Origin of the sequence: Nonomuraea sp. NPDC049480, from assembly GCF_044465905.1 — a bacterium.
Taxonomy (GTDB): domain Bacteria; phylum Actinomycetota; class Actinomycetes; order Streptosporangiales; family Streptosporangiaceae; genus Nonomuraea.
In genome coordinates, this window is sequence record NZ_JBITMD010000045.1 from 43,212 (window position 1) to 59,202 (window position 15,991).

The following is a 15,991-nucleotide window of genomic DNA, read 5'->3' on the forward strand; positions in this document are numbered from 1 at the left end:
TTGCAGAAGCCCTCACTGTTGGCCGTCGCGCTCGGTGCGCTCGCCGTCATATCGCTTGGGCTCGTAGGCAACGTCGCCACGTCGACGATCTCGCTCACGCCCACCGGAAAGATCCTCGTGTGGTCGCTGGCGGCCCTCCTCGCCCTGGTCGTCATCGCCTTCGAGGTGTACCGGCAATGGCTGGAGCGCCGGCATCACCACTCAGCCGCAGCAGCCCCCGACGATGAGGGTTTGGCCCAGGCCGCGGGTGCGTTGCGCGAGGCCGTACGACGCCAATGGACGGACGAGATCGCGACGCGCGGGCTGCGGCGGCCGGAACCGCTGAGAGTACGGTGGTCCACCACCCGGCGCGCACAGGTAGCCGCCTATCCGGAGGCCATATTCGGAAAACAGAGCCTATATCGACGCATTACCCGGCCACGCCTGGAAGGCGATCTGCAGAATATCGTCGCGAAATTCCGTCAGCTCCCGTTCCGGCAATTAGTGGTGCTCGGCGAGCCGGGAGCTGGAAAGAGCGTGCTGGCCATATGGCTGGCCCTGGGCCTGCTCGCGGAGAGCGCACAAGGAGATCCCGTACCGGTATTGCTGTCGCTTTCGTCATGGAACCCAGGCGACGACAGCCGCCGCGACGGCGAGCAACTGCGTACGTGGCTCTCCCGACGGCTGGAGCAGGACTACCCGTTCCTTCTCAACACCGAGCGCTACGGCGCCGACGCGGCATGGAGGCTGGTGACGAACCATAAGGTGCTGCCCATCTTCGATGGCGTGGATGAAATACCCCCGGCACGGCGAGTAGCGGCCATCAAGGGGATCGACGAGACCTACGGTGCTCAGCCCTTCGTCGTCACCTCTCGGACCGGCGAATACCAGGCCGCCGTCGAAACGGGCAGACGGATCCTGTCCACTGCCGCCGTCATCGAACTCCAACCCGTCGATCTCAACGACGTCGCCAGATTCCTGACCTCGACGCCTCCGGAAGCCGCTCACTGGCAACTGACGCTTGCCACGCTGCGCGACCATCCCAACCTGCCGCTCGCCCGTGCGCTGTCCAGTCCCCTGATGGTCGCCCTGGCCCGCGGCGTCTACACCGAACCGGCCACCGACCCGGCCGCCATGCTGGACACCAACCGCTTCGCCGATCAAGTCATGATCGAGCGGCATCTCCTCGACGCGTTCGTTCCTGCGGCCTACGCTGCTTCCCCGCCTCCTCCGCCGCGGCCGCCCCGCCGGTCGTCGCCGGCGCGATGGCGGCCGGAGCGCGCCAACGCCTGGCTGGGGTTCCTCGCCAACCGGATGCACGCGGCCGCAACCCATGACCTCGCGTGGTGGCGGTTGGAAGACGCCGTTCCCCGCTATGTATTCGCGGTGGTGTTCGGTCTGGCCAGCGGGTTCATGGGCGCCGTCGGTGGCGCAATCGCCGGGTGGATCACCGAAGGTCCGGCCTCCGGGTGGCTGCACGCCCTCATCGACGGGGTCGCGGGCGTGGTGGCGGGCGGGGTGGGCGGCTGGATCATTGCGGTCGCGGGCGGTGCCGCGCCCTCGGCAGTACGGTTCCGGTTACGGGGTCGCGTCCGGCCGTTCAGGCGCAGGCTCGCGTCCGGGTTCGCATTCGGACTCGTCGTGGTGGCTGTGGGCACGTTCATGGCGTCAGCGGTCAAAGCCCTCAAGCACAGCGGCTCGCTGGACGTCACGTCCCTATATCGGGAGGGCACGCCGGAACTCATTGCTGCAGGACTGGCGATCGGCCTGGCATTCAGCCTGGTCATGGGAGCCGGGGCGTGGCTGGGCGCGCCTACCGAGGCGGTCGATTCGGTCAGCCCGGTGTCGCTGCTGCGGATGGATCGCGACGTGGCGCTCGCCCACGCGGTGATCGTCGGACCGATGGTCGGGACAGTGGGCGGTTTCGCGATCGGGCAGGCGGATGGGCACGTGTTCGGTGTCGCGGCAGGGTTCGCGATCGGGCTCATCGGCGGGCTCATGGCGATGGCACGAACGTCGTGGGGGCGCTTCCTGATCGCGCGCGGATGGCTGGGCGGGCGATATCGCTTGCCGTGGCGCCTTATGGCGTTTCTGGACGATGCGCATCGGCGGGGCGTGCTACGCCAGGCAGGCGCCGCCTACCAGTTCCGCCACGCTCGACTGAGAGATCATCTCATCGCCGCCGCCCGGCGTTCGAGCCGGACGGGCCCGATCACGGGGCGGGATGACCGGTCACCAGTTTGAGAGGACACCCGTCCCGATGCCCGCTTGCCGAGTGGCATGAGCTGTCCGCTCTGACGGCCCTGCGAGCGTCGGGCGCGGTGTCAGGCGTACGGTGCTCGTCGGCAACCGCCTCCCCGTTGCCGGTGAGCCGGGCCCGCCACCATGACACCGCCCTGACCAGCGGTGCGTGTGATCCGGTCGGCCTCGCTATGGTGGGCTCATGTCTGAAACGTCCCGCACCGATCAGCAGTCCGGTGGTACGGACGCCGCCGAGCGGCGCCTGCAGCAGGCCCAGTTGGCCTCGGACGTGGCGAAGCTGGACCGCTTGATCGATGACCGGCTGGTGTTCACCGGGCCGGACGGCCGGCACTACACCAAGCAGGACGATCTGGAGCTACACCGGTCGGGCTGGCAGTCCATGACGCGGGTCGAGCAGGAGGACGTGAAGATGCTGGTCGCCGGGGCACCGGCGTGACGTGGTTCCTCGGCACGCTGGAAGGCGTCATGAACGGCGAGCAGTTCCGCTACACCCGTACCTGGTGCGGGATGGCCAAGAATGGCGCCTGATCGCGGGGCACGTCAGCCCGGCCGACGCCGGCATCGCACTGACCGGATGACAGCCGCGCCGGTCCGCCAGCTACCCCCTGTGTACGGGCGGAAGCGCCGGCGGGATCCCGGCGCTCCCCCTTCCCGCCCTGGACGGCCGCTGGGCTCAGCTGCCCCCGTCACGATCTTCAGCGCGCAGCACCGGCGGTCAGCCAGCGTTGCGGTTGACTGGGCCTGACGTCACAGGGTTTCCCGGAGTGCCGCAGCAATCTGCCTCCCGACGGCGGCGGCCACCGGCGGAGGAAAGGCGTTCCCGACCTGACGGTAGCGGGAGGTCTTCTTACCAACGAACATCCAGTCTGAAGGGAAGCCTTGCAGGAGTGCGACTTGCCAGACCTCTAGCCTAGGCAGCCCATCCCTTCCATCTGGTGGAAGTCCTCTACGAAGGACGTAATCGGGACCCGGCACGCCTTCCCCATCGTCGGCAATGCTTTGACCGTTAACGCCCAATTTCATCCATGCCGTCTTGGCGCGATCTGGTCCGAGATCTCCGCCCCCATGCTTCTTCGATCCTCCGACGATCGTGGGAGCGACATCATTGGCCGCAGCCGCCCACTCCGCTGCGCCCGGCCAACCCTTGCTCGCCATAGAGGGCAGAAGAACCTGGCCCACGCTGGGAGGCTTCCCCAGTGGCGTCGGCCACTGGAAGTGGAGGAAGGTCTCGCTCCGCAGCGCGACGAGAACCGTTCGTCTGCGACGCTGCGCGAGACCGTAGTCCTGGGCGTCCAACACTGTCCACAGCGGGTAATAGCGAAGGTCCTGCAGGATTCCTTCGGCCTCTTTCTTCGTTTCGGCGTACCGACGGCCTCTCGCCAGCGTGCTGACGTTCTCGATCAGGACTGCTTTAGGCCGGATCTGATCCACGAGCTTGAGTGCGACTGGAAGCAGGTCCCGTTCGTCATCTTTGCCCAGTTGGTGACCAGCAATGGTGTAAGGGCTGCAGGGAACACCACCAGAGAGGAGATCGATGCCATGCAGGTCTGGGTAGTCCGAGGCGTCAAAGGATTCGAGGTCGGCTTCCAGAACCTTCCAGCCTGGGCGGTTGGCGCGCAGGGTGCTACAGGCGTCGGAGTCATTCTCGATCAACATCACGTGCTCGAATCCCGCTTGCTCTAGACCGAGTGCCTGACCACCGCCGCCTGCGCAGATCTCCAAACTCCTCAGGGTGCGTCCTTTTTCGGTCACATTCGTCCTCTCGTCATCAAAGCCCAGAGAACACTAGCGCCTACGACCGACAAAAGAGAGATGTCCGATTAGAGATAGGACTTGAGCGGCACACCGACCGTGCATGCTTATGCGCACTCCGAAGTCATGCGGCAGGGAACCGCATCCGGGGCGGAGTTGCGCGACCCCGCGACAGCATGCAGTCCTTGGTCATTCGGCGTCCATAGAGCGATGGTGGCGCCCTGCAGGCCAAGAGCCCGCCGAGCCCGCGTGTCAGTCCACGCCCGTCACTGGCCGCATCCTTATCCTTCTCCGGGAAGAGGTCTGGATGCGGTAGGCAGCCGTGATCTCAGATGCCTGTCAAGCTACTGGATCAAGCTCGCTCCACAAGTACGCTCCATATGCCACAGTTAAGGCGTGGTGCCTGAATTCGATGTCGGATGTTATGTCAACTACGATCCGAGCAAGCTGTCGGAGATCACTGCGGAGGATGTGGCCAACTACTGCGGCCCCGGATGGAACGCCGACTACGAGCCCCTCTACGACGTGACGTGGGAAGACGCCAATTGCGCCCTCGAGATCGAGCGCGAGGCACTTGATCGGGCGTGTCAGGCCGATGATGCCGCAGGGTTCGAGGCAGCACTGGAACTTGTCACCGAGGAGGCCTACGAGAAGGAGGACGACGGCTACTTCTCTCTCATCGGCGGATTTGACCTCGGCGTGGCTGGGCTGGTCATGGCGATCGTCGCCTCGGGCGGGGCGACCTACACCTCATGTCGGGGACGAGCACCTGGTTCCCTGCACCTACAACGACACCCGTTTGTGGGGGTGGCGCTCGACGCCGACCGAGCGGCACTGATCTCGCAGTTGGTACTCACGGCTGGATGTTGCCTGTACTCCATCCAGGACGGCTACCTGGCGATAGGGGGATCTTCAGTAGAGCATTGCCACAGACTCGCAAAACTGATCGTCGAGAAGCGCGAACTGTTTGACCGCCTTTCCCCACCGTCATGGCGAGAAGGGCTGGACGAGTTGATCGAGTGACCGAAGCTGCACCACCGCCGATGACGGGGATAGAACAGGAGACGGAGGGATCAGGCGTCCCGTTCCTGTCGGCAAGGTGCCGATCTGAGAGCACGTACTACGACAGCCACCCGCTCTGCGGCTTCGTCTGGCTTCTCATGCTCCCATACCCTGATCACCGACCATCCGGCCTCTCGAAGGCGGCGGTCGGTGTCCGCGTCACGCTCTCGGTTCTTATGGAACTTCTCGCTCCAGTAGGTGGAGTTGGTCTTGGCGAGACTGTGATGCTCACTGCATCCGTGCCAGAAGCAGCCGTCGAGGAAAACGGCGAGCTTGATGCGAGGGAATACCAAGTCTGCAGTGCGACGGACACCAGGTAGAGGGCGGGTGCCCACCCGGTAGCGCAAGCCGAGTGCATGCACCGCCCGACGCAAGGCGAGCTCGGGCTTGGTGTCACGACTCTTGTTCGACTGCATGCTTGCCCGTACGGCTTCACTCGATGCCCACGACTCGGCTTTCGAGGTCATGTACGCCACATTACCCGCATCCAGCGCAGCAGCCCCACCTGATCAACTCTTCCCGGCTGGCGGACTCTCGCCGACCAAACTGGCCGGACACATCCCATTTTGTCAGTCGATCGGGCTACCGTTCAGTGATCGACAGGGATGAGAGGACGGTCGTGGGCGAGAGTCGGAACACCCTCAAGAGCCTAGAAATCTGCGCCGGTGCAGGGGGACAGGCGCTAGGCCTAGAGCGCGCGGGGTTCGAGCATGTGATGTTGATTGAGAACGATCGTGACGCCTGCAACACACTGCGACTCAATCGTCCCAGCTGGGACGTCGTAGAGATTGATTTACGTGAGTTCGACTCTACGACGGAGCCACACCTGACAGGGATAGATCTCGTCGCGGGCGGCGTTCCCTGCACCCCATACAGCATCGCCGGCCATCAGCGAGGGAATCAAGACCCTCGTGACCTTCTCCCGGTCGCACTCGACATCGTGGAGAAACTTCAGCCTAGAGCCGTGATGATCGAGAACGTGGCGCAGCTTCTGAGGAGTAACAAGTTCGCGCTGACGCGGGAAGCCACGGAGAAGCGCTTACTCAGCCTCGGCTACCACACCACTTGGAACCTCCTCAACGCGCGAGACTATGGGGTCCCACAACATCGTGAGAGAACCGTGCTGGTGGCGCTGACGTTCGAAGACTTCCCTCTATTCGAGTGGCCGAGCCCTGAAGCGAGCCCACCGACGGTAGGCGACGTCCTGCTCCCCAGCATGTCGAGCAAGGGATGGAGAGGCGCCGTCCAGTGGGCTGCTCGCGCCAACTCTGTGGCTCCGACTGTCGTCGGAGGATCGAAGATCCATGGAGGGCCCGACCTCGGCCCAGATCGCGCTAAAACCGCTTGGTCACGCCTAGGCGTGAATGGAAACAGCTTGGCTAACGATGTGCCTGAGTCCGACTTCGTCCTTCAGGAGGGGTTGGGCCGCAAGGGGCGGTACGGCCTCCCCAAACTCACGATCGAGCAAGTAGCACTGGTACAAGGCTTCCCACCTGACTGGATCTTCACCGGGAAGAAGACACCGCGCTACAAGCAGGTCGGCAACGCGTTCCCGCCACCGGTCGCGGAGGCAGTCGGGAGGGCCATCGCCGCCGCGCTTACCCAGGACCCGTGATCACCACTATCCTGCCCTCGATAGGCTACTCCTCATGACCGCTAGCACCACCAGTCCCATCACTATGATCGACCTCTTCTCTGGGTGCGGCGGCTTCACCGAGGGCTTCAGATCATTCCGCCCCTCGCCGGCCGCCTCATCGCCCTTCCGGCCGGTGGCGGCGGTCGAGTTCAACATCGCTGCCGCGTCGACATACGCCGCCAACTTCGGCGACTGGGCGGGAGGGACAGACCACGTCTTTTGTGGCGACATCGTCGAATGGAACCCATCGGGCCCGCAAGCCGAAGCGGACATCATCCTGGGGGGGCCACCTTGTCAAGGCTTTTCGGGTCTCGGGAAAGAGGACCCGAGCGATCCCCGGAATCAGCTGTGGCGCGAGTATTTGAGGGTAGTGAACGCGGTCAAGCCCAAGATTTTCATATTGGAGAACGTTGACCGCTTCCTCAACAAATCGGCCGAATATCAGACCTTTTCGGCGATGGCCAAGCCCGGTGGCGAGCTTTCTGACTATCATCTTGAGCCTGGCGTCCTCAATGCCGCCGATTACGGAGTAGCTCAGAAGCGCATGAGGACGATAGTAATCGGAACTCGACGCGACCTACCAGCGATGCGTCATCCAGAACCAACCCACCGGGAGTCCCCTCCCGGAACAATACCCGGGGTCAACGAGAACGCCGCTTGGGTACCTGTGAGTACGGTGTTTAGTCAGACATTCACTACGCCGACAACGACAGAGTTGCCCGAAAAAGAATGCAAGCCACTCGGGGTGCTGATGCCCGGGGAGTTCAGAACAGATGAACTGCATATCGGCAGGAACCCGACTGAGCTTTCCCTCGCGCGTTATGCATCGATACGGCGAGGTGGGAACCGGCATGACATACCCCCATATCTCTCCACCGAAAGTTGGATAAGGCATCGCAGCGGATCCGGTGACGTCATGGGACGACTCCGCTGGAACGAACCGTCGGTCACCATTCGCACAGAATTCTTCAAGCCCGAGAAGGGGCGATACCTTCACCCATGGGCGAATCGGCCCATTACGCATTATGAGGCGGCGCTCATTCAAGGCTTCCCCAGGGACTTCCTGTGGTGCGGCAGCAAGATCGAAATCGCCCGCCAGATCGGCAATGCGGTTCCAGTCGCTCTAGCTCGAGCCCTGGCCCGCCAGGTATTCCTTCACCTTGATGGAGAGAACACTCTGTAGGCCATTGCATCTTTGGTCACCGCGTCTCGGGAATTGCTGAACCAGCAAATAATTAGCGACCGCGATCTCGTTCACGCAACGCAACGCTCACTCCCGTCCATTCCCGAGCGTTGGTTATGATCTAACGTTGTCTGCTAGTCGGTCAAGCCAGCCTCTTTCGCGATTTCGTCGAACGCTGGCATGACGGCGAGTACTGCGCTTGCCGCCGCCCTGTGCGCCTCCTCGATGAAGCTATCATTCGGCAACGGTGTATCGTTAGCCTTCATTCTCTCCAGTTCTTGATGAATTAGAAGTAGAGAGACGCCGACGCCGACCGCATACTGCTCCATTGGACGTTCGACAGTAGTGAGCTCCCTATTGCGAGATGCGAGATATTTCTTGAACGGAGGATATTCCTGGTTAAGAAGAATTGTGGGAATGGCGACATCTCCAAGTTTATGCAGCTCGGCATACTCCTCGTTCTGTTCAGCGAGTATCTGCGCCGGAATATCCTCTACGGCTCCTACGGTGATTCGCTCCCAGGTTTCCTGTTTTTCGTGGTCGGTCCACTTAAGAGCTACGTTTCCGCCCTCTATCGGCCCACTAGTTCCGTTAGCGCCCTTGGTCGGCTTGCCGTTGCCGGCTCCCTTTCCGCCGATCTCCTCCACCAGTTCCAACTTGGTGACGTGTTCCATCCTCGGACCGAGTCCGCCAGCTACACGCATCCAGTTATCCAGGACGACTCGCAGCTCGTACGTACCGAGCTCCGCAGTCTCAGGAACGGCGATCATTACCCTTACCCGACCGTTACGCCCTTTGCCGACGGTGATCGCACGAGGCTCGATTTCTGCATGATCGCAGGTGATCTGTAGTACTCCTCTGCCGTCGAAGAAAGAATCTTCAGCGTCCACGGTATATGTGATTGATTTTGTCTGTCCGGTGACCGCCTGCACTCGTGCAGGGCCAGTGATCGAGGTTGGATCTGGCCGAAGGATAATAGGCTTATGGGAGCCACCACCGCCGCCAGCCCTACCGGATCCATTGCCGTTGCCTCTGCCCGAGCCCGTCTGGCTGGGCCCAGAGGCGAAGCCTTTCACTGCAAATGGGAGAGCACGACCGATCCTTCTCGCGATCTCCGCTGTCGGCTGGCTGGAGCGGTCTCGAAGGGAATCCCTGATCAAGGCGTTGTTGGCTTCCCGCAGCGACGTCCATTCACGGATGAACCCGCGAACCGCATCTTCGAGCCTAAGCGCAGCGTCGCCGCGTACCAGTTCGTTGCGGTCAGCCGTGAACAGGCTAGTCCGCAACTGAATCGGTAGTTCGTCGGTCTCCACTATGACGAGGATGCGGTCATAAAGCCTGTTCAACCCCGTCTGATCGCGGACTTCACGGGGAGTCCAGTGGTGGTGGACTTGGCCGTTCGAAGTGAACAGCACAGAATGATCATGTGCTACGAATTTGTCGCGCCCACCTGCCGTCCGAGGCTTCTCGAACAGCACATATCGGACAGGCAAATGGTAAGTCCTGCCTTCGTGGTGGAAGGGCAGAATCTCCTCTCCGGATCCGAACTCGTGATCAGAGCGCTCTAGACGGCGGCTGAGGCCTTCCAGAGTTGTCGCACGCTCGGCTCGGGAGGTCTCATTTACGAAACGGACCGGCAAGACCGGCGCAAAGAGGCGCGTGTTTGTTACCACGTCGAAGGATTTCTCATCACCTTCTCGGCGTCGATGGAAGCCATCCACGCGGTAGGATATGAGTGCGAGGTGAGTGCCCGGCTCGAAATCCGAATAATCCGCTGAGGAGCATGACCACGGTTCTGCGATGTCGCCCGGGGCATTCCAAGGACGATCGACGAGATAGTAAGCTGTCTGCCCCTTTGTGTTCGTCTGCCACTGGACTACAGCGACAGCGATCCGGTCCGCGTCATCATCTGAATCCAGATCGAGCAATGCCGGGTCTCGCCTCGTGACGAGGACGACCGCACCGGCGTTGCGGTACGTCATCGTTCCTCCGAGGCCAAAAGCCCCTTGAAGAAAGAGTGCGTCCTCCTTGTGAGACCCTCCGAGACCGAAGATCGTGTACGGGATTACGGAAGGCTCCATTCCGCAACCTTTGTCCCGGAAGACAGCTGTTAGGCGCTTGGACTTATCGGTTGGAGGATCGGACTCTCGAAAGGTGACCGTGACGAGTTTCGAGAGATCACGTGGGGACGCGGATCCGAAAAGGTCTCGTGCCGCTTCATGTGGTCCTTCGTAACGAATGTTCTCCCGTGATCCGTGACGTAGGAGCGAGAAGCGTTCTATGACGCTGTCCTGCATATTCGTGACATTCTCAATCAGTTTTAGGTCATAACTCCCTGAAGAGCCCATGAGGCCAAAGTTGTTCTGCTTGTCCCCAACGGGTCTACGGTGAGTCGCACCGATTCGCGAAGCAATCATTTCCTGTACGTTCGCCGCTTCGGTAAGAGTTCTAGCCCGCAAGGCGGCTTCGACGATCTGCTGGGGGGTGAATGTCACGAGGGGAACTCCTGCACATGTACGGGATGGGGAAAGTATTTGGCGCAGCGCCCAATCTGGAATACGGAGACGTCAGTTGACGGGAGCGGAGAGAATGTGTCCTGCGATCACTTTGGCGGCTCCCTCCCATGCACCACGACCTGCGATCGCCTTGGCGGTTTCGGGATGAACCAGAGTGCCCACCAGAGGACTCTGCATGCTGCGTTTAAAGTCGAAGGAGTGGAGCTCCTTCATCGCTTGATTAATCGTAAGCCTCTCATCCGCGATCGCGATTTTATGTACTGCGGCGACGACGGCATAGAGAAGATTCGCACTGAGCAACCACGTGTCGTTTCGCAGTAGTGCGACACCCTTTTCCTTGCCGAGTGCTTGCGCAAACTCGGGGAAGGACCCAAGGGCCTGCCAGAACTCAACAATCTTGTCGACAGCACCCTTTTCGTCCGAAGCGATCTTCAGCTCAACTGCGTCTTCCCATCCACGCGTATCGCGGAGCCCGGTACCGATAAGCAAAGTCCCACTTGCATAACGCACGGTTTTGTAGGCCATGGTCTTGGCGCTTAGCTTGCCTGGAGTGTCCGTCAGGAATTCGATTCGCTTGCCCCCATCGAAGACGGGTATGTCCTCACGCTTGATGATCCGCTCGATGAGGATCCGGTTGAGACCGCGCCGGCGATCCATGGAGTGTCCGATGCTTGCGTTGAGCGGTTTAGCGTTACGCTGAAGATCAGTAAAGTCTTGTGCCCGGCGTACTTGATCGTCGTCAAGTACCACAATGAGCGGCTGTCCGTTTCTGGCGAGCCGCGAGAGGACGTCATCGTTCAGCGGACGGTGAGCATCTATAACATCGGCGTATGCGCTAGTTCTATGCCCGCCATCGCCCACCTTGAACTTCGCGCCCGGTCGGACATAGAGGATCCCGCTTTTCACCGGCAGTTCTTCGGGAAGGCCGTCATCTGGAACAAACCTCGCATCCCCCTCACCGATGTAAACCAGAATCGAGTTGAGGACATAATCTTCAGTTTGCTCAATGTACTGGGCGATCCCTCGCCGATGAGCGACATCCTCTTTCCGGTTAGTTCCACTGCCCGAGAGGGGATCCCATTGCTCCCGAGGTCCCACCACGTTCGTGAAGTCAACAGGGGACAGCGCCGTGGTAACCATCTGCCGTCCTCCCATCCTGTAGCCAATGGCCGGATAGGGGACAAACCCGTACACCACCTGCGTCTTTTCTTCGCTCATGCTCCTGAACCTCTCAGATCGCCCTACTGCTACGTCATAGACGGTACCTGCTACGTCAGAATTTGTCTACCTGGGTATGAATATTCTACGTACAAGACCATGATACGTAGGATGCGACCAGGTCGGGTGACAAGTCAGATCAGCGGTGGGAGTCCTACCGTCGCGGAGTACCTGGCTGCCGTCGCTTTCTGCGGCAGGGGGAGCATGGCAGCGAGGGTGCGGGCCAGGTAGTCCGGTTGCAGCGATCGGGACGGTCCCGGGCGACCCGACGGCCGTGGTGGTGACCGGGCAATGGCCGCGTCACCTCGTCGGACTGTTGGAATGCGCCAACACGGCTTCTGCCGCCTGTCCGACGATGGGAGTCGGGACCGCTGGATCATGTGAGAGCGCCCCTGATGACCTCTCGCATCGCGATCGTCGGCGCTAAGGGCGCGTCCAAATGTTCGCGATCAACCTGCTCAAGATGAGCGAGGACGCGCTCATCTGAGACGATCGAAGCCCGATACTTCGGCCACCTGCTGAGGCGCATCGCGATCTCAGCGCGATGTTCTCCTTTCGGGGAGCCGGCCAGCTCGAAGGCATCGCATCGTAGAGACCAGCGAGGTTTTTCGGCTCCTGCGGCCGTACATATGGGAGAGGGTTCGCTCGGCCCTTAACGTGGTCGGGGGTGCGCGTGCGGCGTGTCGAGAGTACGGACAATGGTCGACTTTGACATGACCGCGCCCACCGCGGCGCTCCGAGATCTTGTTCCTCACCCGTCTGTGCCAAGGCGATCCAAGGGCGTGGCGGCTAGGGCGCTCCGTGGTCCTCCTGCCAGCCCGCTCCGACATCGGCGCGGTCACGAGGCAGAGGGCCTACGCACGTGCAGCGACCACGGCACCACGGCAAGATCGATGCCAGCATCCCCTCACGATTGGGCACTCGTTCCTCGTTCTACGCCGAGGAACCGGACGGCAGCGATCTTTCAACCCGTTGAAGGCCAGCTCGAGGGCGGCTTGAACTATGGCCTTTCCCGCCAGTTCTCTCGGGGTGCCACGAACGTACCCCGGCCCTGGATCGTGACCACCCAGCCCTCCTTGCGCAGCAGCTCCATGGCACGCCGCACCGATCCACGAGCAACGCCATGTTCCTGCTGCAGTGAACTCTCGGAGGGCACCAACTGCCGTTCCTCCAGCTCACCGCCTTTGATTTTCTCCTTGATGATCCGCGCCAGTTGCTCATAGATAGGCGTGGGATCGAGCTGGTCAACCGTCACGGACAACACGTTAAAGACATGCACCTATCAGCTCTACGTTGGGTACGGGCTATACGTGCTAGACGTGATGCACGAGTCGAACGTACCCTTCATGAAAGCAAACGGGCCCGCCCAGCGGGGCAAGCGCCGAGACGGGCCCTTGATCGGACATGGGAGGTCCGACCCATGCGTTACCCAATCACAGACCTACGATTCGGGTCCTGCCTGACAGCAGAGATCCAGGCCGTACTCGAGAAGCACGGCTACCGGCTGCCTCCAGGCGACGATCACATCCGTGAACTCGTCATGGCTCGCGTTGACGTCGCACTCAAAAACCTCGTTGAGGTCTTCGAGGGGCGGACTTGGTGACCGAGCGAGGCCAGATCCCCGACTTCCACGGTCCGCACGTCGACTCGCCCCAGCCAGGCCACATCAAGCTGACCTGGTACGAACCGACCCGCCGGGCTCAGCGTATCCGCGTGGTCTCACACACCTGCGAGTGCCGCCGAACGACGTACGAGCTGTGTGCCGCCGCCGGCCAGGGCTTTGTCCGCCGTACGGACCGAGATAACGACACCGTCCGCGAAACCGCGTGGACGTTGACCGCGATCGCCAGACACACCTTCGATCAGATCCTCCAGGGCGAGGCCCGATGAGAGCAGCACGCCCGACACCCACGTGGGCGTCTCCCTCCTGCCAAGCGTCCGCCGTACCACCAACCCGCACCCTCTCCCCCATGCTGCCGGACACCAAAGGACACGAGGAGCCGGAGGAAATGAAGACCTTCACCGTGACCATCGCCGGTACGGAACGATTCGACGGCGAGGCGCCCTACACCTGGGTCGTGGAGGCACCCGACGTGACGAGCGCCATGAACAAGGCCCTGGCCTACCATGCACTCTCACAAGATCAGCAACTGTGTGACCTGGAAATCGACCCTCTTCACACCTTCGAGGGCCCTCCCCCTGAAACCTGCGCCTACTACTGGAACGACCTACGACCGGCCGCCCTCGAAGCAGACGGCTCCGACGAACGAGACCATCTGGCCCAGTGACAAGGCCGGTGACGCGCGGGCGAGGGCGTCGTGTCGGACCTGCTTCCCCGGCGCTCCAGCGGCGGTCGGGGGCGAGGCCGATTACGTCGGCGGTCGGGGCGGTACTGCGAGAGGTCATCGGCTCGCGGTAACCCGCGTTGCTTGCCATCTGCGTTGGCGTTTCACCCTCCTCAAGGAGAGTTGCGGAAGACCCCTGAAGCTTTGCCGATCACCCCGGTGGCCAGGAGCGGACCGCCGGGGACGGCGGACAGCGACGTGAGCTCGCCACCGGCTGGAACCCTCGTCCAGTGGCCGGAGGGATCGCGGTAGGCGAGGGAGGAGTCATACCCGTTGACGTCGGTGGAGCCGAGGAACCAGTGGCCGCCCCTGCTGTCGGGCACGGGTGGGAGATCACGCCCCATGCGCCCGGCCTTGCGCGGAGGTGTCCTCGCTGTGCCAGCCGGAACCGGTCTGGGAGAGCAGGAACGACGACATCCCGATCTCCCCGGTGATCCAGATGCCGGACGAATCGGCGGTGATGGCGCTCAGCCGAGGACTGAGCGGACCGGGCGGGACATCGTCGGACGGGGGCGGGGCCTTCGGCAAGTGCGCGCTCAGGTCGACTCGGCTCCAGGTCCTGCCGTCGCAGTGATGCACAATGGGACCGTCGGCGTCGAGGGCCCAGATGTCGGAGGCCGAACGGGCGCTGACCCGGAGGGTGCGGAAGGAAACGCCCGACTCCGACCAGGTTGCGCCGTCGTAGTGCCAGGCCTTGTGGTCACCGAAGATCCACACGTCGTCACCGATAACGGCAAGGGCTCAGGCCGTATCGGGCACCTGTCGTACGATCGTCCAGGCACGTCCGCCCCAATGCGACCCGGAGTCCTTCACCGGTCGCCAGTCGGCATGGACACGCGAGGACTACATCCACTCATAAGCCAGGGCAGCAGCGCCGCCGTAGCTTCCTAGTGGCTCGTCACGCAACCTTGGCCGGGTAACTGGTCCAGCTTCGGATGAGTGAGCCGGCGGCGAAGCCGGCCTTCGCCTGCGCCGGCCTCCTACGCCTCCCCTCCCGCCTCCCACCAGAGGCGGTCACCGCACCCGACCCACGGCGACGAACGGGCCCTCCCTTAGGGAAGGAATCCGCAAGTTGGTCGCAGACGGTGTCTTTGATCCCCGTTAGTGACTCCGGGGAGCGTGCTGGCATGAGCGCGGTGGCGTGGCTGATCCGGACATGACTGGTGGGTTCGGCGCCAAGGTGCAGGCGGGGCCATGCGCCAACTCGCCCTGACGAGGATCGTCCAGTAACTCCGCTTCAGGCCACATAAGCATGATCGTCGGACGATTGGTCTGCCAAGAGGTCCAATCTGCGTGAATTGGCTCTGTCGTAGGACCACTCTGAAGGCAAGGATTGCGGTATGACCACACAACACGAAGATTTGCGTCAGCTTGCTGCGGTCTCGGTGCCTGAGGCCATCGCCGCGCTCCCAGGGCCCTTCCAGCAGCACAATTTGGCGAGGGTGAACGACACCACCGTCGTTCACCTGGCTCGATTGGAGGGCGAGTTCCCCTGGCATTACCACGATGAGGACGAGATGTTCTTGTGCTGGGACGGCAGCTTTGAGATCCAGCTGGAGGGGCACGACCCGGTGGTGCTGAAGGCGGGCGAACTGTTCGTCGTTCCCAGGGGGATGCGGCACCGTCCCGTTGCCGACAAGCCCGCCCATATCCTGCTCATCGAGCACCCGGACACCAAGCAGTACGGGACCTGAGGCATCGCATCCCACGACCTGAACTACTCCAGCTGACTCTCAGGCCCTTCCGGGTCGCGGGACGTCTTCTGAACGTGCCGCCCCGAGTCCGATGAAGACCCAAACCCCCGACGGCCAAGGTGCGCATCAGGCCGTCAGCCCGATGTGCGCCATGGCACATGGAGGACTCAGCCGCCGACATGCATGAACACCAAGAGATAGCGGATCGGTCGGAATGCTCTGGCTCCACGCGAAAGCTGCTCACCGCTCGGGACTGTACGGTTTTCGGTGTAACTCCTGATCAAGGAGAACGCACCTGATGAGTACTGTGATCCAGGCATCGACGGAGATCGACCTGGAGGACG

General features: G+C 62.2%; 15 protein-coding genes. 8 read left to right on the forward strand and 7 right to left on the reverse strand.

The genetic code is table 11. The features are described 5' to 3' along the window. Together ACIBX3_RS57915 and ACIBX3_RS57920 are read left to right on the forward strand one after the other, a co-directional pair. The gene (locus ACIBX3_RS57915) at positions 1-2,223 is read left to right on the forward strand and encodes an NACHT domain-containing protein (RefSeq protein ID WP_397129392.1); all 2,223 of its coding nucleotides are present in this window, start codon (positions 1-3) and stop codon (positions 2,221-2,223) included. Between the two features lie 199 nt (positions 2,224-2,422). Next, positions 2,423-2,677: a nuclear transport factor 2 family protein gene (locus tag ACIBX3_RS57920; protein ID WP_397129393.1), complete on the forward strand. Its 255-nt coding sequence runs from the start codon at positions 2,423-2,425 to the stop codon at positions 2,675-2,677. A 311-nt stretch (positions 2,678-2,988) separates the two neighbouring features. On the opposite strand, the gene ACIBX3_RS57925 is transcribed toward ACIBX3_RS57920, so the two are convergent. After that, a complete protein-coding gene (locus tag ACIBX3_RS57925) occupies positions 2,989-3,993 on the reverse strand; it encodes a DNA cytosine methyltransferase (protein ID WP_397129394.1) in 1,005 nt (334 codons plus the stop codon). Positions 3,994-4,389: 396 nt separating this feature from the next. Here ACIBX3_RS57925 and ACIBX3_RS57930 point away from each other — a divergent pair, with 396 nt between their 5' ends. Continuing rightward, positions 4,390-5,016: a hypothetical protein gene (locus tag ACIBX3_RS57930; RefSeq protein WP_397129395.1), complete on the forward strand. Its 627-nt coding sequence runs from the start codon at positions 4,390-4,392 to the stop codon at positions 5,014-5,016. A gap of 50 nt (positions 5,017-5,066) precedes the next feature. Here the strand turns inward: ACIBX3_RS57930 and ACIBX3_RS57935 are convergent, their stop codons facing one another. Beyond that, positions 5,067-5,522, reverse strand: coding sequence for a very short patch repair endonuclease (locus ACIBX3_RS57935; RefSeq protein ID WP_397129396.1), 456 nt, complete (start codon positions 5,520-5,522; stop codon positions 5,067-5,069). Between the two features lie 125 nt (positions 5,523-5,647). On the opposite strand from ACIBX3_RS57935, the gene ACIBX3_RS57940 reads away from it, so the two are divergent. Beyond that, a complete protein-coding gene (locus ACIBX3_RS57940) occupies positions 5,648-6,670 on the forward strand; it encodes a DNA cytosine methyltransferase (RefSeq protein ID WP_397129397.1) in 1,023 nt (340 codons plus the stop codon). 34 nt (positions 6,671-6,704) lie between these two features. After that, positions 6,705-7,874 (forward strand): DNA cytosine methyltransferase, encoded by a 1,170-nt coding sequence (locus ACIBX3_RS57945; RefSeq protein WP_397129398.1) that lies wholly within the window; start codon positions 6,705-6,707, stop codon positions 7,872-7,874. Between the two features lie 134 nt (positions 7,875-8,008). On the opposite strand, the gene ACIBX3_RS57950 is transcribed toward ACIBX3_RS57945, so the two are convergent. The 3 genes from ACIBX3_RS57950 to ACIBX3_RS57960 all read right to left on the reverse strand — a co-directional run bounded on the left by ACIBX3_RS57950 (position 8,009) and on the right by ACIBX3_RS57960 (position 12,863). After that, complete coding sequence (locus ACIBX3_RS57950; protein ID WP_397129399.1) at positions 8,009-10,369, reverse strand: hypothetical protein; 2,361 nt, start codon at positions 10,367-10,369, stop codon at positions 8,009-8,011. Between the two features lie 72 nt (positions 10,370-10,441). Beyond that, positions 10,442-11,608: a DNA sulfur modification protein DndB gene (locus ACIBX3_RS57955; RefSeq protein ID WP_397129401.1), complete on the reverse strand. Its 1,167-nt coding sequence runs from the start codon at positions 11,606-11,608 to the stop codon at positions 10,442-10,444. A 1,000-nt stretch (positions 11,609-12,608) separates the two neighbouring features. Continuing rightward, complete coding sequence (locus tag ACIBX3_RS57960) at positions 12,609-12,863, reverse strand: GntR family transcriptional regulator (protein WP_397129402.1); 255 nt, start codon at positions 12,861-12,863, stop codon at positions 12,609-12,611. Positions 12,864-13,207: 344 nt separating this feature from the next. Here ACIBX3_RS57960 and ACIBX3_RS57965 point away from each other — a divergent pair, with 344 nt between their 5' ends. Continuing rightward, positions 13,208-13,498, forward strand: a complete 291-nt coding sequence (locus ACIBX3_RS57965; protein ID WP_397129403.1) for a hypothetical protein — start codon at positions 13,208-13,210, stop codon at positions 13,496-13,498. A gap of 80 nt (positions 13,499-13,578) precedes the next feature. Continuing rightward, positions 13,579-13,896 (forward strand): hypothetical protein, encoded by a 318-nt coding sequence (locus ACIBX3_RS57970; protein ID WP_397129404.1) that lies wholly within the window; start codon positions 13,579-13,581, stop codon positions 13,894-13,896. A 170-nt stretch (positions 13,897-14,066) separates the two neighbouring features. Here the strand turns inward: ACIBX3_RS57970 and ACIBX3_RS57975 are convergent, their stop codons facing one another. Continuing rightward, positions 14,067-14,297, reverse strand: a complete 231-nt coding sequence (locus tag ACIBX3_RS57975; RefSeq protein WP_397129405.1) for a hypothetical protein — start codon at positions 14,295-14,297, stop codon at positions 14,067-14,069. Further along, the gene (locus ACIBX3_RS57980; RefSeq protein WP_397129406.1) at positions 14,287-14,670 is read right to left on the reverse strand and encodes a hypothetical protein; all 384 of its coding nucleotides are present in this window, start codon (positions 14,668-14,670) and stop codon (positions 14,287-14,289) included. Before ACIBX3_RS57980 ends, ACIBX3_RS57975 begins: the two co-directional genes overlap by 11 nt. Before the next feature lie 623 nt (positions 14,671-15,293). Here ACIBX3_RS57980 and ACIBX3_RS57985 point away from each other — a divergent pair. After that, a complete protein-coding gene (locus tag ACIBX3_RS57985) occupies positions 15,294-15,647 on the forward strand; it encodes a cupin domain-containing protein (RefSeq protein WP_397129407.1) in 354 nt (117 codons plus the stop codon). Positions 15,648-15,991: the final 344 nt, after the last annotated feature.

Bases quoted from the DNA above. Each gene is read 5' to 3' on its own strand.
- ACIBX3_RS57920 (WP_397129393.1), top strand. From the start codon at position 2,423: ATGTCTGAAACGTCCCGCACCGATCAGCAGTCCGGTGGTACGGACGCC.
- ACIBX3_RS57935 (WP_397129396.1), bottom strand. From the start codon at position 5,522: ATGACCTCGAAAGCCGAGTCGTGGGCATCGAGTGAAGCCGTACGGGCA.
- ACIBX3_RS57945 (WP_397129398.1), top strand. From the start codon at position 6,705: ATGACCGCTAGCACCACCAGTCCCATCACTATGATCGACCTCTTCTCT.
- ACIBX3_RS57955 (WP_397129401.1), bottom strand. From the start codon at position 11,608: ATGAGCGAAGAAAAGACGCAGGTGGTGTACGGGTTTGTCCCCTATCCG.
- ACIBX3_RS57970 (WP_397129404.1), top strand. From the start codon at position 13,579: ATGCTGCCGGACACCAAAGGACACGAGGAGCCGGAGGAAATGAAGACC.
- ACIBX3_RS57975 (WP_397129405.1), bottom strand. From the start codon at position 14,297: ATGGGGCGTGATCTCCCACCCGTGCCCGACAGCAGGGGCGGCCACTGG.
- ACIBX3_RS57985 (WP_397129407.1), top strand. From the start codon at position 15,294: ATGACCACACAACACGAAGATTTGCGTCAGCTTGCTGCGGTCTCGGTG.